The organism is Mycobacterium celatum (assembly GCF_002101595.1).
Lineage (GTDB): Bacteria > Actinomycetota > Actinomycetes > Mycobacteriales > Mycobacteriaceae > Mycobacterium > Mycobacterium celatum.
Genome location: NZ_LQOM01000016.1, coordinates 64,163 through 80,724, shown reverse-complemented (window position 1 = coordinate 80,724; position 16,562 = coordinate 64,163). Strand labels below are relative to the sequence as shown.

Below are 16,562 nucleotides of genomic sequence, written 5' to 3'. Positions count from 1 at the left end.
CAATGACTCAGGCAGCCGACACTCAAACCGGCGGCGGCGTCGCCGAGCCGGAGATGGTGACGTTGACCATCGACGGCACCGAGATCAGTGTCCCCAAGGGCACGTTGGTGATTCGCGCCGCCGAATTGATGGGCGTCCAGATCCCGCGGTTCTGCGACCACCCCCTGCTGGACCCGGTCGGGGCCTGCCGGCAATGCCTGGTCGAGATCGAGGGCCAACGTAAACCTATGGCGTCGTGCACCATTGCGGTGACCGACGACATGGTGGTGCGCACCCAGTTCACCTCCGAAGCCGCCGACAAGGCGCAACACGGGGTGATGGAACTGCTGCTGATCAACCATCCGCTGGACTGCCCGATGTGCGACAAGGGCGGCGAATGTCCGCTACAGAACCAGGCAATGTCCAACGGGCGGCCCGATTCTCGCTACACCGACGCCAAGCGCCACTTCGCCAAGCCGATCAACATCTCCTCGCAGGTATTGCTGGACCGGGAACGCTGCATCCTATGCGCCCGCTGCACCCGCTTTTCCGAGCAGATCGCCGGCGACCCGTTCATCGACATGCTCGAGCGTGGCGCGCTGCAGCAGGTCGGCATCTACGCCAACGAGCCGTTCGAGTCCTACTTTTCGGGCAACACCGTGCAGATCTGCCCAGTGGGCGCGCTGACCGGCACCGCCTACCGGTTCAGGGCACGGCCCTACGACTTAGTGTCGAGCCCGAGCGTGTGCGAGCACTGCGCGTCCGGCTGCGCACAGCGCACCGACCACCGCCGCGGCAAGGTGCTGCGCCGGCTGGCCGGCGACGACCCGGAAGTCAACGAGGAGTGGAACTGCGACAAGGGCCGGTGGGCGTTCACCTACGCCACGCAACCGGACCGGATCACCACTCCCCTGGTCCGCGACACCGGCGGCGCGCTGGTGCCCGCCTCATGGCCGGAGGCGCTTGCCGCGGCGGTCAACGGACTGTCCGAAGCTCGCGCGGGCGTGCTGGTCGGTGGCCGGATGACCTGGGAGGACGCCTATGCCTACGCCAAGTTCGCGCGAATTGCCTTGGACACCAACGACATCGACTTCCGGGCCCGGCCGCACTCGAGCGAAGAGGCCGAGTTCCTGGCGGCCCGGGTCGCCGGACGGCCGGTCAGCGTCAGCTACTCCGACCTGGAATCGGCCCCGGTGGTGCTGCTGGTCGGGTTCGAGCCGGAGGACGAGTCACCGATCGTGTTCCTGCGGCTGCGCAAGGCCGCCCGCAAGCACCGGCTGCCGGTCTACGCGGTGGCGCCGTTCGCCAGCCGCGGGCTGCAGCGGATGAAGGGCACGCTGCTCAAAACCGTCCCAGGCGGCGAGGCGGCGGCGCTGGACGCGCTGAGCGACGAGGTTGGTGAGCTGCTGCGCAAGCCCGGCGCAGTGATCATGGTCGGCGAACGGCTGGCCAGCGTGCCGGGTGGACTGTCGGCGGCGGCTCGGCTGGCCGACACCACCGGCGCGCGGCTGGCGTGGGTGCCGCGCCGCGCCGGGGAACGCGGCGCCTTGGAGGCCGGTGCGCTGGGCGCGCTGCTGCCCGGCGGCCGCCCGCTGACTGACGAGGGTGCGCGCGCGGAGGTGTGCACGGCGTGGCACGTCGCCGAATTGCCTTCTGCGCCTGGGCGGGACACCGACGGCATACTGGCGGCGGTCGCGGACGGCACGCTGGGCGCTTTGCTGCTCGGCGCCGTGGAGCCCGGTGACCTCGCCGATCCGGACGCGGCGCTGGCCGCGCTGGACGCCGCGGGTTTCGTGGTCAGCCTGGAGGTGCGGCACAGCGCGGTCACAGAACGCGCCGACGTGGTGTTCCCGGTGGCGCCCGCGGCGGAAAAGGCGGGCACCTATGTCAACTGGGAAGGCCGCTACCGGGCCTTCCCCGTCGCGCTGCAACAAGGCGCCACACCGGATCTGCGGGTGCTCGACGCGCTGGCCGACGAGATGGGCGTCGACCTCGGTCTGCCGACGGTGGAGGCCGCCCGCGCAGAGCTCAGCCAACTCGGCACCTGGAACGGCGAACGCGGAGAAGGCCCGACATTTGCCGCCGAACAGCCGGTGCGGCCGGGGTCGGGCGAGGCGGTGCTGACCGGCTGGCGGATGCTGCTCGACGCCGGCCGCATGCAGGACGGCGAGCCGCACCTGGCCGGCACCGCGCGGGCCCCGGTGGTGCGGCTGTCGGCCGAGACCGCAGCCGAAATCGGTGCGGCCGAGGGAGATCCGGTCACCGTCAGCACCGCGCGCGGGGCGATCACGTTGCCGTTGGCGGTCACCGACATGCCGGACCATGTGGTGTGGCTACCGCTGAACTCGCCGGGCTCGGCGGTACACCGCCAGTTGGGTGTCGGCCCGGGCGCCGTCGTGAAGATCGGGGTGGGCTCATGACCGGCTTCGGGCACGACACCTGGTGGCTGGTCGCCGCCAAGGCGGTCGCGGTCTTCGTGTTCCTGGTGCTGACCGTGCTGGTGGCGATCCTGGCCGAACGGAAGCTGTTGGGCCGCATGCAGTTGCGGTGGGGACCCAACCGGGTCGGCCCACGCGGATATCTGCAGAGCCTGGCCGACGGGATCAAGCTCGCACTCAAAGAGGCCATCATGCCCGCCGGCGTCGACCGACCGGTCTACCTGCTGGCTCCGATCATCTCGACCATCCCGGCGATCACCGCCTTCGCGTTCATCCCGTTCGGCCCAGAGGTGTCGGTGTTCGGTCATCGGACGATGCTGCAACTCACCGATCTGCCTGTCGCGGTGTTGTTCATCCTGGCGCTGTCGTCGATCGGCGTGTACGGCATTGTGCTGGCCGGCTGGGCGTCGGGCTCCACCTACCCGCTGCTGGGCGGTGTGCGCTCCACCGCGCAGGTGATCTCCTACGAAGTCGCGATGGGCCTGTCGTTCGCGACGGTGTTCCTCTACGCCGGAACGATGTCCACATCGCATATCGTGGCCGCGCAGGACCGCGTCTGGTTCGTGTTCTTGCTGCTGCCCTCGTTTTTGGTGTACCTGGTGTCGATGGTGGGTGAAACCAACCGGGCCCCATTCGATTTGCCCGAGGCCGAGGGCGAACTGGTCGCCGGATTTCACACCGAGTACTCGTCGCTGCCGTTCGCGATGTTCTATCTGGCCGAGTACATCAACATGACCACCGTGTCGGCGCTGGCCGCGACCCTGTTCTTCGGCGGATGGCACGCGCCGTGGCCGCTGAACATGTGGGCCGGCGCCAACAGCGGCTGGTTCCCGTTGATCTGGTTCACGGCCAAAGTGTGGACGTTCTTGTTCGTCTACTTCTGGCTGCGCGCAACGCTGCCGCGGCTGCGCTACGACCAGTTCATGGCGCTGGGCTGGAAGACCCTGATCCCGGTGTCGCTGCTGTGGGTGATGATCGCGGCGGTCATCCGCACGTTGCGCAACAACGGCCTCGAGCACTGGACGGCCGTGTTGGTGGTGGCCAGCGCCGTCACCGCCGTCGGCCTGCTGTTGTATCTGCGAAGACCGCTGTCCGGCTTGGAAACTCGTCCGGAGGAAGCGCCGGAACCGGCCGGGGAACCAGCATTCCCGACGCCGCCGCTGCCGGACAAGGCGCCGACCAAGGAGGGCGCACGTGCCAGCTAAGTTCTTGGAGTCCATCGCCGGATTCGGCGTGACGCTCGGCGCGATGTTCAAACGACCGATCACCGAGGAATATCCGGAGAAGCCGGGCCCGGTGGCGCCGCGGTATCACGGTCGCCATCAGCTCAACCGGTATCCGGACGGTTTGGAGAAGTGCATCGGCTGCGAGTTGTGCGCCTGGGCCTGCCCCGCGGACGCCATCTACGTCGAGGGCGCCGACAACACCGAGGAGGAACGGTATTCCCCCGGCGAACGCTACGGCCGGGTGTACCAGATCAACTACCTGCGCTGCATCGGCTGCGGTTTGTGCGTCGAGGCCTGCCCGACCCGGGCGTTGACGATGACCAACGACTACGAGATGGCCGACGACAACCGCGCCGATCTGATCTACGAAAAGGACCGGCTGCTGGCGCCCCTGGAACCGGGAATGCAGCCGCCGCCGCACCCGCGGGCCCCTGGCACCACCGACGCGGACTACTACCTTGGCAATGTCAAACCCGCCGCCGAGGCCAGCCAATGACCACGCTGCTGGCAGACGGGATCATCCGGACATCCACCGGTGAAGCGGTGATGTTCTGGGGACTCGGCGCGCTGGCGCTGATCGGCGCGCTGGGGGTCGTGATGGCCACCAACGCGGTGTACTCCGCAATGTTTTTGGCGATGACCATGATCATCCTCGCGGTGTTCTACATGGCGCAGGACGCGCTGTTTTTGGGTGTGGTCCAAGTGGTCGTCTACACCGGCGCGGTGATGATGCTGTTCCTGTTCGTGCTGATGCTGATCGGGGTGGATTCCGCGGAGTCACTGGTGGAAACGATACGCGGACAACGGATTGCGGCCGTGGTGGCCGGTATCGCATTCGGCATACTGCTGATTGTCGGCATCGGCGGTGTGGCCATCGGCGGGTTCGCCGGGCTGACCCAGGCCAACGCCCACGGCAATGTCGAGGGCCTGGCGGCGCTGATCTTCTCCCGTTACCTGTGGGCGTTCGAGCTCACCAGCGCGCTGCTGATCACCGCCGCCGTCGGAGCGATGGTGCTGGCCCACCGCGAGCGGTTCGAACGCCGAAAGACCCAGCGCGAGTTGTCGATCGAGCGCTTCCGCAGCGGCGGATACCCGACACCGCTGCCGGGTCCCGGCGTGTATGCCCGCCACAACGCGGTCGACATGGCTGCCCTGCTGCCCGACGGGTCGTACTCGAAACTCTCGGTGCCGCCAATTCTGCAGCAGCGGACGGTCGGCAACGGTTCCGAGCAGGACGGTGAGAGATGAATCCCTCCAACTACCTGTATCTTTCGGCGCTGCTGTTCACCATCGGCGCGGCCGGTGTGCTCCTGCGGCGCAACGCGATCGTGATGTTCATGTGCGTCGAGCTGATGCTCAACGCCGTCAACCTGGCGTTCGTCACCTTCGCCCGGATGCATGGCAGTCTCGACGGGCAGATGGTGGCGTTCTTCACGATGGTGGTCGCCGCCTGCGAAGTCGTTGTCGGGCTGGCCATCATCATGACGATTTTCCGTGCCCGCAGGTCGGCTTCGGTCGACGAAGCCAACCTCCTCAAGGGCTGAAACCATGACGGCATATACCTGGCTGCTTGTGGCTCTGCCGGCGGCCGGCGCGTTGATTCTGCTGCTGGGCGGTCGGCGCACCGACCGCTGGGGCCATCTGCTGGGCTGCGCCGCCGCGCTGGCCGCTTTCGCGGTGGGCTTGGTGCTGCTCTCCGAAATGGTCGGCCGCACGGATCGGCTTATTCACCAGAACCTGTTCAGTTGGGTCCCGGTCGGCGCGCTGCAGGTCGACTTCGGGGTGCAGATCGACCAGCTCTCAATCTGTTTCGTATTGCTGATCACCGGCGTGGGCTCGTTGATCCACATCTACTCGATCGGCTACATGGCCGAGGACCCGGATCGTCGAAGGTTTTTCGCTTATCTCAACCTGTTTCTCGCGGCAATGCTGCTGCTGGTGGTCGCCGACAACTATCTGGGCCTCTATGTCGGCTGGGAAGGCGTCGGTCTGGCGTCGTATCTGCTGATCGGCTTTTGGTATCAGCGGCCGACGGCGGCCACCGCCGCCAAGAAGGCGTTCGTGATGAACCGGGTCGGCGACGTCGGGCTGTCGCTGGCGATGTTCTTGATGTTCGTCAACTTCGGCACGCTGTCGTTTGCCGGCGTGTTCGCCGCCGCGCCGGGTGCCGGCCGCGGGGTGCTGACCGCGATGGGGCTACTGATGTTGTTGGGCGCCTGCGCCAAATCGGCGCAGGTTCCGCTGCAGGCGTGGCTCGGTGACGCGATGGAGGGCCCCACGCCGGTGTCGGCGCTGATCCACGCTGCCACGATGGTGACCGCCGGTGTGTACCTGATCGTGCGATCCAACCCGGTGTTCAACCTAGCCCCCGATGCGCAACTCGCGGTGGTGATCGTCGGCGCGGTGACGCTTTTGTTCGGGGCGATCATCGGCTGCGCCAAGGACGACATCAAGCGGGCCCTGGCGGCCTCGACGATCAGCCAGATCGGTTACATGGTGCTGGCCGCCGGCCTCGGCCCGGCCGGCTACGCGTTCGCGATCATGCACCTGCTCACCCACGGGTTCTTCAAGGCCGGCCTGTTCCTCGGGTCCGGCGCGGTGATCCACGCGATGGACGACGAGCAGGACATGCGCCGCTATGGCGCACTGCGCACTGTGCTGCCAGTCACGTTCGCCACGTTCGGGTTGGGCTATCTGGCGATCATCGGGGTGTTTCCGTTCGCCGGGTTCTTCTCCAAGGACGCCATCATCGAGGCCGCGTTGGGCTCTGGCGGCATCCGCGGCGCCGTCCTGGGCGCAGCGGCGGTCCTTGGTGCCGGAATCACGGCCTTCTACATGACCCGGGTGATGCTGATGACATTCTTCGGCGAAAAGCGTTGGGCGCCCGAGGCGCATCCGCACGAGGCACCGGGGGTGATGATCTGGCCGATGATCCTGCTCGCGGTCGGCTCGGTGTTCTCCGGCGGCCTGTTGGCGATCGGCGGCACCCTGCAGCACTGGCTGGAACCGGTGGTCGGCATCCATGAAGCCGCCCACGCCACCCCGGCGTGGGTGATCAGCGTCGTGGTCCTCGCCGTCGTCGGCGTCGGCGTCGTCGTGGCCTACCTGATGTACGGGCGGAACCCGGTGCCCGAGACGGCGCCGGCCGGTTCGGTGTTGACCGTCGCGGCACGGCGAGATCTCTACGGCGACGCCTTCAACGAGGAGGTGTTCATGCGCCCCGGTGCGCAACTGACCGACGCGATGGTCGCGATCGACAACCGCGGCGTGGACGGCTCGGTCAACGCATTGGCCGCGCTGGTCAGCCGCACCTCGGATCGACTGCGCGGGCTGCAGACCGGGTTCGCCCGCTCTTACGCCTTGTCGATGTTCGTGGGTGCGGCGCTGGTCGCCGCGGCGATTCTGGCGGTGCGACTGTGGTGAGCGTCCCCTGGCTTTCGCTGCTGTGGCTGCTGCCGCTGGCCGGCGCCGTGCTGGTGATCGTCATGCCGCCCGGCTGGCGCCAATTCGCCAAATGGTTCGGGCTGGCGGTCGCCGTCGGTGTGCTGGCCGTGTCGATTGTGATCACCGCCGGGTTCGACACCACCGGGGCCCCCTACCAGTTCACCGAATCCCACTCGTGGATACCGGCGTTCGGCGCCGGCTACACGCTTGGCGTGGACGGCATCGCGGTGGTGCTGGTGCTGCTGACCGCGGGATTGGTGCCGCTGCTGATGCTGGCCGGCTGGAACGACGGTGAAGATGCTGACGACCCGCTGCGCCCGGCTGCGCCGCGCTTGCGATCGTCAGGTGGCTCCCGCAGCCGGGGACCGCACGGATACGTCGCGCTGACGCTGACCGTCGAGTCGATGGTGCTGATCTCGCTGGTGTCGCTGGACGTGCTGCTGTTCTACGTGTTCTTCGAGGCCATGCTCATCCCGATGTACTTCATGATCGGCGGTTTCGGCGAAGGCGCGCACCGGTCGCGGGCCGCGGTGAAGTTCTTGCTGTACAACCTGTTCGGCGGGCTGATCATGCTGGCCGCCGTGATCGGGCTGTATGTGGTGACCGCCCAGCACGGTTCGGGCACGTTTGACTTCCGCTCGATCGTCTCAGCCGTGTCATCGGGTTCGCTGGGCGTCGATCCCGTGGTGCTCAAGGCGCTGTTCCTCGGTTTCATGTTCGCGTTCGCGATCAAGGCGCCGCTGTGGCCGTTCCACCGCTGGCTGCCCGACGCCGCCGTCGAGTCCACCCCGGCGACCGCCGTGTTGATGATGGCGGTGATGGACAAGGTCGGCACGTTCGGCATGCTGCGCTACTGCCTGCAGTTGTTCCCCGACGCCTCAACGTATTTCCGTCCGCTGATCGTCGTGCTGTCGGTCATCGGCGTGGTCTACGGCGCGGTCGTGGCGATCGGCCAGACCGATATCATGCGGCTGATCGCCTACACGTCGATCTCGCACTTCGGCTTCATCATTCTGGGCATCTTCGTGATGACCAGCCAGGGCCAGAGCGGCTCGACGCTGTACATGGTCAACCACGGCCTGTCCACCGCCGCGGTGTTCCTCATCGCTGGCTTCCTGGTCTCCCGCCGCGGCACCCGGTCGATCAGCGCGTTCGGCGGCGTGCAGAAGGTGGCCCCGGTGCTGGCGGGGACGTTTCTGGTAGCGGCGCTGGCGACGCTGTCGCTGCCCGGCTTAGCACCGTTCATCAGCGAATTCCTGGTGCTGATCGGCACTTTCAACCGCTACTGGCTGGCTGCGGCGTTCGGCGCCACCGCCCTGGTGCTGTCGTCGGTGTACATGCTGTGGCTCTACCAGCGGGTCATGACCGGGCTCGTGCACGAGGGCAACGAAAAGATCCGTGACCTGGTCCCGCGCGAGCTCGTCGTCGTCGCGCCGCTGATCGCGCTGCTGGTGCTGCTCGGCTTCTATCCGAAACCGGTGCTGGACATCATCAATCCGGCGGTCGGCCACACCATGACAACCATCAGGCAGCATGACCCCGCGCCGCGGGTGCCGACCGGGACGGCGGAAGGACCGCACCGATGAGCATGCCCACGCCCAGCGTCGAATACGTCCTGCTTTCCCCGATGCTCATCGTGTTCGGGGTGGCGGTGGCCGGCGTGCTGGCCGAGGCGTTCGTGCCCCGTCGATTCCGCTACGGCGCCCAGGTGACGCTCGCGCTCGCCGGGCTGGTGGCCGCATTCGTCGCCGTGATCGCGGTGGCCCGCCGGACCCCACCGTCGGGCGAGACCGCCGTGCTGCGGGCGCTGGCCATCGACGGCCCGACCCTGCTGCTACAGGGCACGATCCTCCTGGTGTCGGTGATGGCTGTCATCTTCATCGCGGAGCGACGTGGCGGTGAGGGCGTTCCCGTCGGGCCCGGTGCAGCCACAGCCGTTGCGGCCGGGCTTGATTCGTTCACGCCGCAGGCGTCGGCGGTGCCCGACAGTGTCGGCGAACGGCACGCGGCCCAGGCCGGGGCGACCCAGACCGAGGTCTTCCCACTGACCATGCTGGCCGTCGGCGGCATGCTGGTGTTCCCGGCCGCCAACGACTTGTTGACGATGTTCGTGGCGCTGGAGGTCCTGTCGCTGCCGCTGTACCTGCTCTGCGGGCTGGCCCGGCATCGCCGTCTGGTGTCGCAGGAGGCGGGGCTGAAATACTTTCTGCTGGGCGCGTTTTCGTCGGCATTCTTCCTTTACGGCGTGGCGCTGCTCTACGGTGCGACCGGCACCCTGAACCTTCCCGGTATTGCCGATGCCCTGGCCAAGCAACCCGACGGCTCACTTGCGCTGGTCGGCGTGGCGCTGTTGGCGGTCGGCCTGCTGTTCAAGGTGGGTGCGGTTCCGTTCCATTCCTGGATTCCGGACGTGTATCAGGGCGCACCGACGCCCATTACGGGGTTCATGGCGGCGGCTACCAAGGTGGCGGCGTTCGGCGCGCTGCTGCGTGTGGTCTATGTCGCTTTGCCGCCGCTGCATGACCACTGGCGCCCTGTGTTGTGGGCGATCTCGATCCTCACCATGGTGGTCGGCACCGTCACCGCGATCAACCAGGACGACGTCAAGCGGATGCTGGCCTACTCGTCGGTGGCGCACGTCGGGTTCATCCTCACCGGCGTGATCGCCGACATTCCCGCCGGTGTCTCGTCGACGATGTTCTACCTGGTGGCTTACAGCTTCAGCACGATCGGTGCGTTCGCGGTCGTCGGACTGGTCCGCGGTGCCAATGGCGATGAGAACGCATCGATGTCCCGGTGGGGCGGCCTGGGTCGGCGTTATCCCGTGGTGGGCCTGCTGTTTTCGATGTTCCTACTGGCGTTCGCCGGTATTCCGTTGACGAGTGGGTTCGTCAGCAAGTTCGCGGTGTTCAAGGCGGCGGCGCAGGGCGGAGCGGTGCCGTTGGTGATCATCGGTGTGATTGCCAGTGGTGTGGCGGCCTACTTCTATGTGCGGGTGATCGTGCTGATGTTCTTCACCGAGCCGCCGGTCGAGGAGCTGCACGTCGTCATGCCGAGCTTCTGGAGCAAGGCGGCGATCGCGGTGTGCGCGGCGGTCACCATCTTGCTCGGTGTGGTTCCGCAGCCACTGCTCGATCTGGCCGAGCAGGCTGCGCAATTGGTGAGATGACCGTTCTTGGCGACGACGTCGGCGCGGTGCGGGTGCTGACCATGAACCGCCCCGATGCGCGAAACGCGTTGAACAGCGAGCTGATCGAAGCGTTGTACGTCGCTTTATGCGAGGCCGATGCGGATCCGTCGGTGCGGGCCGTGGTGCTCACCGGGGTCGATCCGGCGTTTTGTGCCGGGGTCGATCTGAAGCAGGCCCAGCGCGAAGGCCCGGCGTATTTCGAGCGGTACCAGACGCACAACTGCATCACCCGGGTGGGTGAGATGGCCACGCCAATCGTGGGCGCGATCAATGGCCCGGTGTTCACCGGCGGGCTGGAGATGGCGTTGGGGTGCGACTTCCTGATCGCCTCGGAGCGAGCGGTGTTCGCCGATACCCATGCGCGGGTGGGCATTCTGCCCGGCGGTGGGATGACGGCGCGGCTGCCGCAGCTGGTCGGTGCGGCGATGGCGCGTCGGCTGTCGATGACCGGTGAGGTGATCGACGCCGCGCGCGCCTTACAGATCGGACTGGTGACCGAGGTCGTCGCGCATGAGGGGCTGCTGGACCGGGCCGTCGAGTTGGCCGGTCAGATCGCCGAGGTGCCGGCGCCAATCATGGCCGGGCTAAAGCAGATCTACGTTTCCGGGGCTGCCGCCGTGACCGATCCGGCGCTGGCCGCCGAGCAGGCGATCTCCGGCGCGCTGTCGGACACCAGTGATCTCGGTGCCCGCTACGCCGAGATCAGCGAACGCAATCGCCGGCAGATCCGCCGCTGAGTTATCCACAGTTGAGCTTTCATCCACAGGCTCGTGTGGGCGGCGCTTGCCGGCCCCTTGGTTTGTCAGCGTGCCTTCATAGCGTCGGGGCATGGGTTCAGCGGATCAGGCACGGGAGCGGATCAGCGCCGCTCTCGACGCGATCGACGCTGCCCATGACGTGCTCCGTGAAACGTCTTCGTCTATGGTGGGCAACAGCTTTCGCGTCGATGTCGCGGAGCGGTTGGAGACCCAGGAACGCACCAACCGCGGGCTGATGTACCGATATTTCGGCGAGATCGCCGACCCGCCCGACGAGAACGAGTCCACCGCACAAGTGCGCGCGGCACTATGGAAACGGCTGCGCATCACCCCGAACGAAATCACTCGCCGGCTCAAACTCGCGGCCCGAATTCGGCCGCGCCGCTCGTTGACCGGGCCGCCGGTGCCGCCCGAGCTACCCGCGCTGGCCGCCGCCGTCGAGGCCGGCACGGTCGGCGAGGACCACATCCGCGCGGTGTGCCGGGCAGTCGATGTGCTGCCGGCCGCGGTATCCCCGACAGAGGTGGCCAAGGCCGAGCGCAGGCTGGTCCAGGAAGCGACCAAAGTCGATGCCGGGATCGTGACCAAGCTGGGCGAGCGCATCGCTGACTACCTCAACCCCGATGGCAACTTCACCGACGAGGATCGGGCACGCCGCCGCGGGCTGCATCTCGGTTCCCAAGGCCCCGATGGCATGTCGCGGCTGACCGGTCTACTTGACCCGGTGGCGCGGGCCTATTTCGAGGCCATCGAAGCCGCGGTGCGGCCCGGTCGTCACCAACCCGAAGGCAGCGACCCCGAGGCGCGCGACGATCGCACAGCAGCCCAGCGTTGCCACGATGCATTCAAGCTCGCCATGGAGACGGCTATCGCTTCCGGACGACTCGGTATGCATCGCGGCCACCCCGTCACCGTGGTCGTCATCACCACGCTGGGCGAACTCGACCGCGCCGCCCATGCCTTCCACGATTCGTCGATGCCGATGCCGGCACCGGCGAGAACGGGCGGCGGTTCCCGGCTGCCGATGCGGGACCTGATCCGTATGGCTGCCAACGCGATTCACTACCTGGCGGTGTTCGACGACCACATCAAGCGGCCGCTGTATCTGGGCCGGCAGAAACGCGTCGCCACCGCCGACCAACGACTGATCTGCTATGCACGTGATCGCGGCTGCACCCGCCCTAACTGCGTCGTTCCGGGCTACCGGTGCGAGGTTCATCATTCACCGGACTGGGCCCGCGGCGGCCGCACCGACGCCGACAAGCTGCACTTCGCCTGCGGCGGGGACCATGGCGCGACCAGCCGCGGCGAACTGCATACGGTCGTCACGGACAGTGGCCGGCTCGGCTGGACCGACGGCAGCGGTCCACCCGAAATCAACCACGCCCACCATCCGGAGGAGCTCCTGGACGGAGACCCCGATCCCCCGGATCAGCCGTGAACGGACGAATCGCTACCACGTAGATCGCCAAGATGGCCAGCGGCGCCACCAGCGGCAACCACGGCAATTCCAGCGGGAAGGCGGTGGCGACCAAACCGGCGAGCGTAAAGCCCACGGCGCCAAGGATGCTCGCGCCGCTCACCATATCGAGGCCGGTGGCGTGGCGGAGCACGAGGTACCCGGCTGCTGCGAGGCCCGAAACCGCTGCCACGGTGGGCGCGGGATTGGCCAGCACGACGGCCGCGACGGTCAGCAGCACGGCAAGTGTTGCGGCCGGCCGAAACACCGTGCCGGCCACCACCGCCGCCGCGGCCAACACCGCGGCGACCAATGTCTGGCCGTGCGTCCCTATGCCGACGGCCGCCACCATCAGCAAGCCACAGGAGATCGACAGGACGCGGATCATCAGCGGCGTCCCGTCACCGGGCGGCGGCGATCGGGCACCGCGTGCATCGACTGGTCCAGAGTGCGGTCGGGCTGCCAGGCCACCACGTCGACACCGATCGTGGCCATGTCGCGGTACATCGCCGACCGCTGTAACGCCCACAGCCGGCCGATCAGCGGATCCTGGTGTTCTCCGAACGGGGAGCCCTGCAGGACGTCGACCGCCACCACGAGGTGGCCGCGTTTGCGCAAGTCGATCAGCGCCAGCGCGAACTCGGTGTCGAGCAGCGTGGAGAAGGCGACGATGATCGAACCCGGCGGGACCGCAGCGCGCGGTGCGAGAGTGCCTGTGGTGGTTTCGTATTCGTCGCCGGAGCCCAGCACGGTGTCGAGGACCCGATAGAACTGTCGCTGCCCGATGTCGGCGCCCAGCCAGCGCGGCTGGCGGCCGCCCAGTGCCACGATGCCGGCCCGGTCACCGTTGCGCAGCGCGGTCTGCACCACCTGGGCGGCGCCGCGCACAATGCGCTCGGTGGCCTCGCTCGCCGGGCCCGGCGGTTGCGGATACGTGTCGACGAGGACCACCACGTCGGCGGCCCGATCGGTCAACCGTTGCGTCACGTGCAGGCGGCCGCGGCGCGCGCTCACCGGCCAGTTGACCGTGCGCAGTTGGTCACCGGGCACATAGGCGCGGATGTCGGCGTATTCGACGCCGCTGCCGATGTGGCGGGTGAGGTGGGTGCCGATGCGATCCAGCAGCTCGGTCTGCGGAAGCGGTGTCGATTGCGGTGGCGCCAGCGGAAACACGGTGACGTGTGCGGCATCCGCGGTCGCCGTTCCCGTCAACAATCCTCCGTGTGCGACGACGTCGACGGTGGCCCGGACCGGGTAGCGACCCCAGCGGTCGGCCACGGCGGCCACCGTCTGCCGTTGGCGGGAGCTGCGATCGAGAACCTCCAATCGCATGCCTTCCACCGCTGTCACCCTGAGAGCCACTGCGACACCGCCGCTATCCGTTGCCGCCGAGACGTTGACCTGTGTCTGCTCGGTTTCGAAGCATCGTTGCGAACTGAGCTCGGCCTGGATCCGAACTTTCGGCAGCGGCCGCTGCCAGCCGATCGAACTCAGCACGCCGAGCAGCGGCGCCGCGAACGCGAGCAGTTGCCAGCGCGAACTGATCAGCGCGGCGGCCAGCGCCACCCCCGCACAGGTGGCCACCGTCCGCGTCAACGCCGAGGCGCGCCAACGCAATTGCATTTCCTGCGGTTGGGTCACGACCGCGCCCGCGGAACCGGCAGGCGGCGCAGCAGTTCCTCGACGATGTCCGAGCCAACGATTCGCCGCACCCACATCTCGGGTCGGAGCGTGATCCGGTGTGCCACCGCCGGAACCGCGAGCGCCTTGACATCCTCGGGAATCACATAATCGCGGCCCAGGAGCAGCGCGCGGGCGCGGGCCAGCTGCACCAGGTCGAGCTCCGCACGAGGGCTGGCCCCCACGGCGACCTGGGGATGATGCCGGGTCGCGTTTGCCAACGACACCACATAGTGCAGCACGTCTTCGTGCACGCTGACCTGTTCCACGGATTCGCGCATGGCCAGCAGATCATGGGCATCGACCACCTGTTGCACCGTCGGCTCGGTCGAGCCGCGGTCCAGCCTGCGACGCAACATCGATGTCTCGTCGCGCTCGGAGAGGTAGCGCAGTTCCAGCCGAACCGCGAATCGATCCAGCTGCGCCTCCGGTAACGGGTAGGTACCTTCATACTCGATCGGGTTGTCGGTGGCCAAGACGATGAAAGGAGTTGGCAGCCGGTGGGTTTCACCGTCGATACTGACCTGACCTTCGGCCATGGCCTCCAGCAACGCCGCCTGGGTCTTAGGCGGCGTCCGGTTGATCTCGTCGGCGAGCAGCAGGTTGGTGAAGATCGGTCCGGCGCGAAACTCGAAGCGTCCTGACTGCATGTCGTAGACAGTCGAGCCCAGCAGGTCCGCCGGCAGCAGGTCGGGCGTGAACTGCACGCGGGTGAAGTCCAGACCGAGCGCGGCGGCGAAGGACCGGGCGATTAGCGTCTTGCCGAGGCCGGGCAGGTCTTCGATGAGCACGTGACCCCGCGCGAGCACGGTGGTGAGGATGAGAGTGAGCGCGGAACGCTTTCCGACCACCACACGTTCGATTTCGTCGAGCACTGCCTCGCAGCGGGCCGTGGTGACCTCAGCCGGCATCGTCATACCTGCTCCAACCGTTGCAGTATTTCCTCGAGTGCCGCCCGGCCCGGCCCCGGTTCGTGCCCACCGGATTGCGCGACGTTGTTGGGATCGACCAGGGCCCACAGTTGCGGGCCGAAGAGCATGCGGCCGGTGGCGTGAAATGCTTCCGGATCTTTGGACTGCTTTTGCCCCGTGGTCATTTCGAACCGCCGCGCCAATATCGGCCGCAGGTGGCGGTCCCAGTCCCTTCGGGTGGAGTCCGACCAGCGAATCAACGTCTCGGTGCGGGACAGCCAGTCGCGCAACGGCTTTCCCAGCTCGTCGGTGGCCGCGTCTGGCGCCGGTTCGGCGCTATGGGCGAGGAATCGGCGGATGTTGAGCAGAGCGAATGCCACCGCCCCACCCGATATCCACAGCACGAGCCGGCGGTCGTGCACCGGCAGCGCCGCGACCTCGACACCGATGATGCCCAAAACGCTCAAGATCACCAGGCGTCTCATACCGCGCTCCGCAATTCGGCCAGCACAAGATTCAGCACACCTACGGCAGTTTCGCGATGGCTTTCGTTCATCACATGTGGACTGAACCGCGCCTCTTCGAACAGGCTCACCAGCCGCGCGGCGTTATCGGCATGCAGCGCATGGTGTTCGACGGCCCGGGTCAGCACCTCCGTGGGTGTGTCGGAATCTTGCGGGACGGCTTCCGGGACGTGGGCCAATTCGCGCTCCATCGCCGCATAGCACGCGATGATCGCCTCGCGCGGTTCGCGGCTGAGATCACCGATCTCGGCCAGGCCGAGTTCTGCTGCGCGCGCTAGTGATTCGGATGTCGCCGCCGGCGCTGACGGTTCGAACGGTTCGGCGGCGATCGGGCGCGGCTTGGCGTTGCGCCGTCCACGCACGGCGGCGACGGCTCCCACCGCGAGCAGCAGGACCAACGTCACTGCGCTCAGCGCCAGGTAGCCCAGCACGTCGCCGTCGCCGCCGTCGTTGCGCGGCTCGGACGGCGGCGGGGCTTCGGGCCGCGGCGTCGGAGCGGTCGTTTCGGTTGCGCCTGGGAGGTCAGCGGCGCGAAGCCCGTGCGGCCCGATGAACCGCGCCAGCAGCCAGACGATCAGCAGCCAGACCACGAGTACCGCGGCGCCGATCAGCAATATCCGCCAGCCCGGGCGCGCCGTCCCGCGACTCAATCGGTCGGGCAGACCGCCGGCGCTGGGGGCCGGCCTGCGTGGATCACGCAACCGGACGATCAGGGATGCGCCGACGATCGCCAGCGAGACGGCCAGCAGCGCCACCACGTATGGCAGCGACGCCGAACTGCGCGGCGGTTCTTGCGGTGACTGCTGCTCGACGCCGGGCAGGTACCCGCGCAGGGACGCAGCAACCAAGACCAAGAGCACGATCACCGCGACCACGCGGCCCGTCGCCTTGTCGACCCCGGGCATTGGCACACCAATCGACCGGTTACCTGCCGCTGTTGCGGCAGGGGCTTT

At 67.5% G+C, this 16,562-nt stretch carries 15 protein-coding genes; 10 read left to right on the top strand and 5 right to left on the bottom strand.

Annotation, left to right across the window (positions count from 1 at the left end):
• Positions 1 to 2 precede the first annotated feature (2 nt).
• The 10 genes from AWB95_RS04065 (at position 3) to AWB95_RS04020 (ending at position 12,476) form a co-directional block, all read left to right on the top strand.
• Entirely contained in the window at positions 3 to 2,399 is a 2,397-nt protein-coding gene (locus tag AWB95_RS04065; RefSeq protein WP_085167706.1) for an NADH-quinone oxidoreductase subunit G, read from the top strand.
• The gene (gene nuoH / locus AWB95_RS04060) at positions 2,396 to 3,622 is read left to right on the top strand and encodes an NADH-quinone oxidoreductase subunit NuoH (protein WP_062539374.1); all 1,227 of its coding nucleotides are present in this window, start codon (positions 2,396 to 2,398) and stop codon (positions 3,620 to 3,622) included. The genes AWB95_RS04065 and nuoH overlap by 4 nt, the downstream gene beginning before the upstream one ends.
• Positions 3,612 to 4,139 carry an NADH-quinone oxidoreductase subunit NuoI gene (gene nuoI, locus AWB95_RS04055; RefSeq protein ID WP_084707026.1) on the top strand — a complete coding sequence of 176 codons (528 nt, stop codon included), beginning with the start codon at positions 3,612 to 3,614 and terminating at the stop codon, positions 4,137 to 4,139. The genes nuoH and nuoI overlap by 11 nt, the downstream gene beginning before the upstream one ends.
• Entirely contained in the window at positions 4,136 to 4,891 is a 756-nt protein-coding gene (locus tag AWB95_RS04050) for an NADH-quinone oxidoreductase subunit J (protein WP_062539373.1), read from the top strand. Before nuoI ends, AWB95_RS04050 begins: the two co-directional genes overlap by 4 nt.
• Positions 4,888 to 5,187, top strand: coding sequence for an NADH-quinone oxidoreductase subunit NuoK (gene nuoK / locus AWB95_RS04045; protein WP_062539372.1), 300 nt, complete (start codon positions 4,888 to 4,890; stop codon positions 5,185 to 5,187). Before AWB95_RS04050 ends, nuoK begins: the two co-directional genes overlap by 4 nt.
• Positions 5,188 to 5,191: 4 nt before the next feature.
• Positions 5,192 to 7,066 (top strand): NADH-quinone oxidoreductase subunit L, encoded by a 1,875-nt coding sequence (gene nuoL / locus AWB95_RS04040; protein ID WP_062539371.1) that lies wholly within the window; start codon positions 5,192 to 5,194, stop codon positions 7,064 to 7,066.
• Positions 7,060 to 8,673, top strand: a complete 1,614-nt coding sequence (locus tag AWB95_RS04035; protein ID WP_062539370.1) for an NADH-quinone oxidoreductase subunit M — start codon at positions 7,060 to 7,062, stop codon at positions 8,671 to 8,673. Before nuoL ends, AWB95_RS04035 begins: the two co-directional genes overlap by 7 nt.
• Positions 8,670 to 10,256 carry an NADH-quinone oxidoreductase subunit NuoN gene (gene nuoN / locus AWB95_RS04030; RefSeq protein WP_062539369.1) on the top strand — a complete coding sequence of 529 codons (1,587 nt, stop codon included), beginning with the start codon at positions 8,670 to 8,672 and terminating at the stop codon, positions 10,254 to 10,256. The genes AWB95_RS04035 and nuoN overlap by 4 nt, the downstream gene beginning before the upstream one ends.
• Entirely contained in the window at positions 10,253 to 11,014 is a 762-nt protein-coding gene (locus AWB95_RS04025) for an enoyl-CoA hydratase (protein WP_062539368.1), read from the top strand. Before nuoN ends, AWB95_RS04025 begins: the two co-directional genes overlap by 4 nt.
• Before the next feature lie 91 nt (positions 11,015 to 11,105).
• The gene (locus AWB95_RS04020) at positions 11,106 to 12,476 is read left to right on the top strand and encodes a 13E12 repeat family protein (RefSeq protein WP_085167704.1); all 1,371 of its coding nucleotides are present in this window, start codon (positions 11,106 to 11,108) and stop codon (positions 12,474 to 12,476) included.
• Here the strand turns inward: AWB95_RS04020 and AWB95_RS04015 are convergent.
• The 5 genes from AWB95_RS04015 to AWB95_RS03995 are packed head-to-tail and all read right to left on the bottom strand — an operon-like array spanning position 12,412 to position 16,514.
• Positions 12,412 to 12,882 (bottom strand): hypothetical protein, encoded by a 471-nt coding sequence (locus AWB95_RS04015; RefSeq protein ID WP_062539367.1) that lies wholly within the window; start codon positions 12,880 to 12,882, stop codon positions 12,412 to 12,414. The two genes, AWB95_RS04020 and AWB95_RS04015, sit on opposite strands and share 65 nt — an antisense overlap.
• A complete protein-coding gene (locus tag AWB95_RS04010; protein ID WP_062539366.1) occupies positions 12,882 to 14,135 on the bottom strand; it encodes a DUF58 domain-containing protein in 1,254 nt (417 codons plus the stop codon). Before AWB95_RS04010 ends, AWB95_RS04015 begins: the two co-directional genes overlap by 1 nt.
• Complete coding sequence (locus AWB95_RS04005; protein ID WP_062539365.1) at positions 14,132 to 15,091, bottom strand: AAA family ATPase; 960 nt, start codon at positions 15,089 to 15,091, stop codon at positions 14,132 to 14,134. The genes AWB95_RS04010 and AWB95_RS04005 overlap by 4 nt, the downstream gene beginning before the upstream one ends.
• Positions 15,088 to 15,570: a hypothetical protein gene (locus AWB95_RS04000; RefSeq protein ID WP_062539364.1), complete on the bottom strand. Its 483-nt coding sequence runs from the start codon at positions 15,568 to 15,570 to the stop codon at positions 15,088 to 15,090. The genes AWB95_RS04005 and AWB95_RS04000 overlap by 4 nt, the downstream gene beginning before the upstream one ends.
• Positions 15,567 to 16,514, bottom strand: a complete 948-nt coding sequence (locus AWB95_RS03995; protein ID WP_085167702.1) for a DUF4129 domain-containing protein — start codon at positions 16,512 to 16,514, stop codon at positions 15,567 to 15,569. The genes AWB95_RS04000 and AWB95_RS03995 overlap by 4 nt, the downstream gene beginning before the upstream one ends.
• Positions 16,515 to 16,562: the final 48 nt, after the last annotated feature.

Excerpts from the sequence above, each read along its gene's own strand:
- AWB95_RS04005 (WP_062539365.1), bottom strand. The coding sequence starts at position 15,091 with ATGACGATGCCGGCTGAGGTCACCACGGCCCGCTGCGAGGCAGTGCTC.
- AWB95_RS04025 (WP_062539368.1), top strand. The coding sequence starts at position 10,253 with ATGACCGTTCTTGGCGACGACGTCGGCGCGGTGCGGGTGCTGACCATG.
- AWB95_RS03995 (WP_085167702.1), bottom strand. The coding sequence starts at position 16,514 with ATGCCCGGGGTCGACAAGGCGACGGGCCGCGTGGTCGCGGTGATCGTG.
- nuoL (WP_062539371.1), top strand. The coding sequence starts at position 5,192 with ATGACGGCATATACCTGGCTGCTTGTGGCTCTGCCGGCGGCCGGCGCG.
- nuoK (WP_062539372.1), top strand. The coding sequence starts at position 4,888 with ATGAATCCCTCCAACTACCTGTATCTTTCGGCGCTGCTGTTCACCATC.
- AWB95_RS04065 (WP_085167706.1), top strand. The coding sequence starts at position 3 with ATGACTCAGGCAGCCGACACTCAAACCGGCGGCGGCGTCGCCGAGCCG.
- AWB95_RS04050 (WP_062539373.1), top strand. The coding sequence starts at position 4,136 with ATGACCACGCTGCTGGCAGACGGGATCATCCGGACATCCACCGGTGAA.
- nuoN (WP_062539369.1), top strand. The coding sequence starts at position 8,670 with ATGAGCATGCCCACGCCCAGCGTCGAATACGTCCTGCTTTCCCCGATG.
- AWB95_RS04015 (WP_062539367.1), bottom strand. The coding sequence starts at position 12,882 with ATGATCCGCGTCCTGTCGATCTCCTGTGGCTTGCTGATGGTGGCGGCC.
- nuoH (WP_062539374.1), top strand. The coding sequence starts at position 2,396 with ATGACCGGCTTCGGGCACGACACCTGGTGGCTGGTCGCCGCCAAGGCG.
- AWB95_RS04020 (WP_085167704.1), top strand. The coding sequence starts at position 11,106 with ATGGGTTCAGCGGATCAGGCACGGGAGCGGATCAGCGCCGCTCTCGAC.
- AWB95_RS04000 (WP_062539364.1), bottom strand. The coding sequence starts at position 15,570 with ATGAGACGCCTGGTGATCTTGAGCGTTTTGGGCATCATCGGTGTCGAG.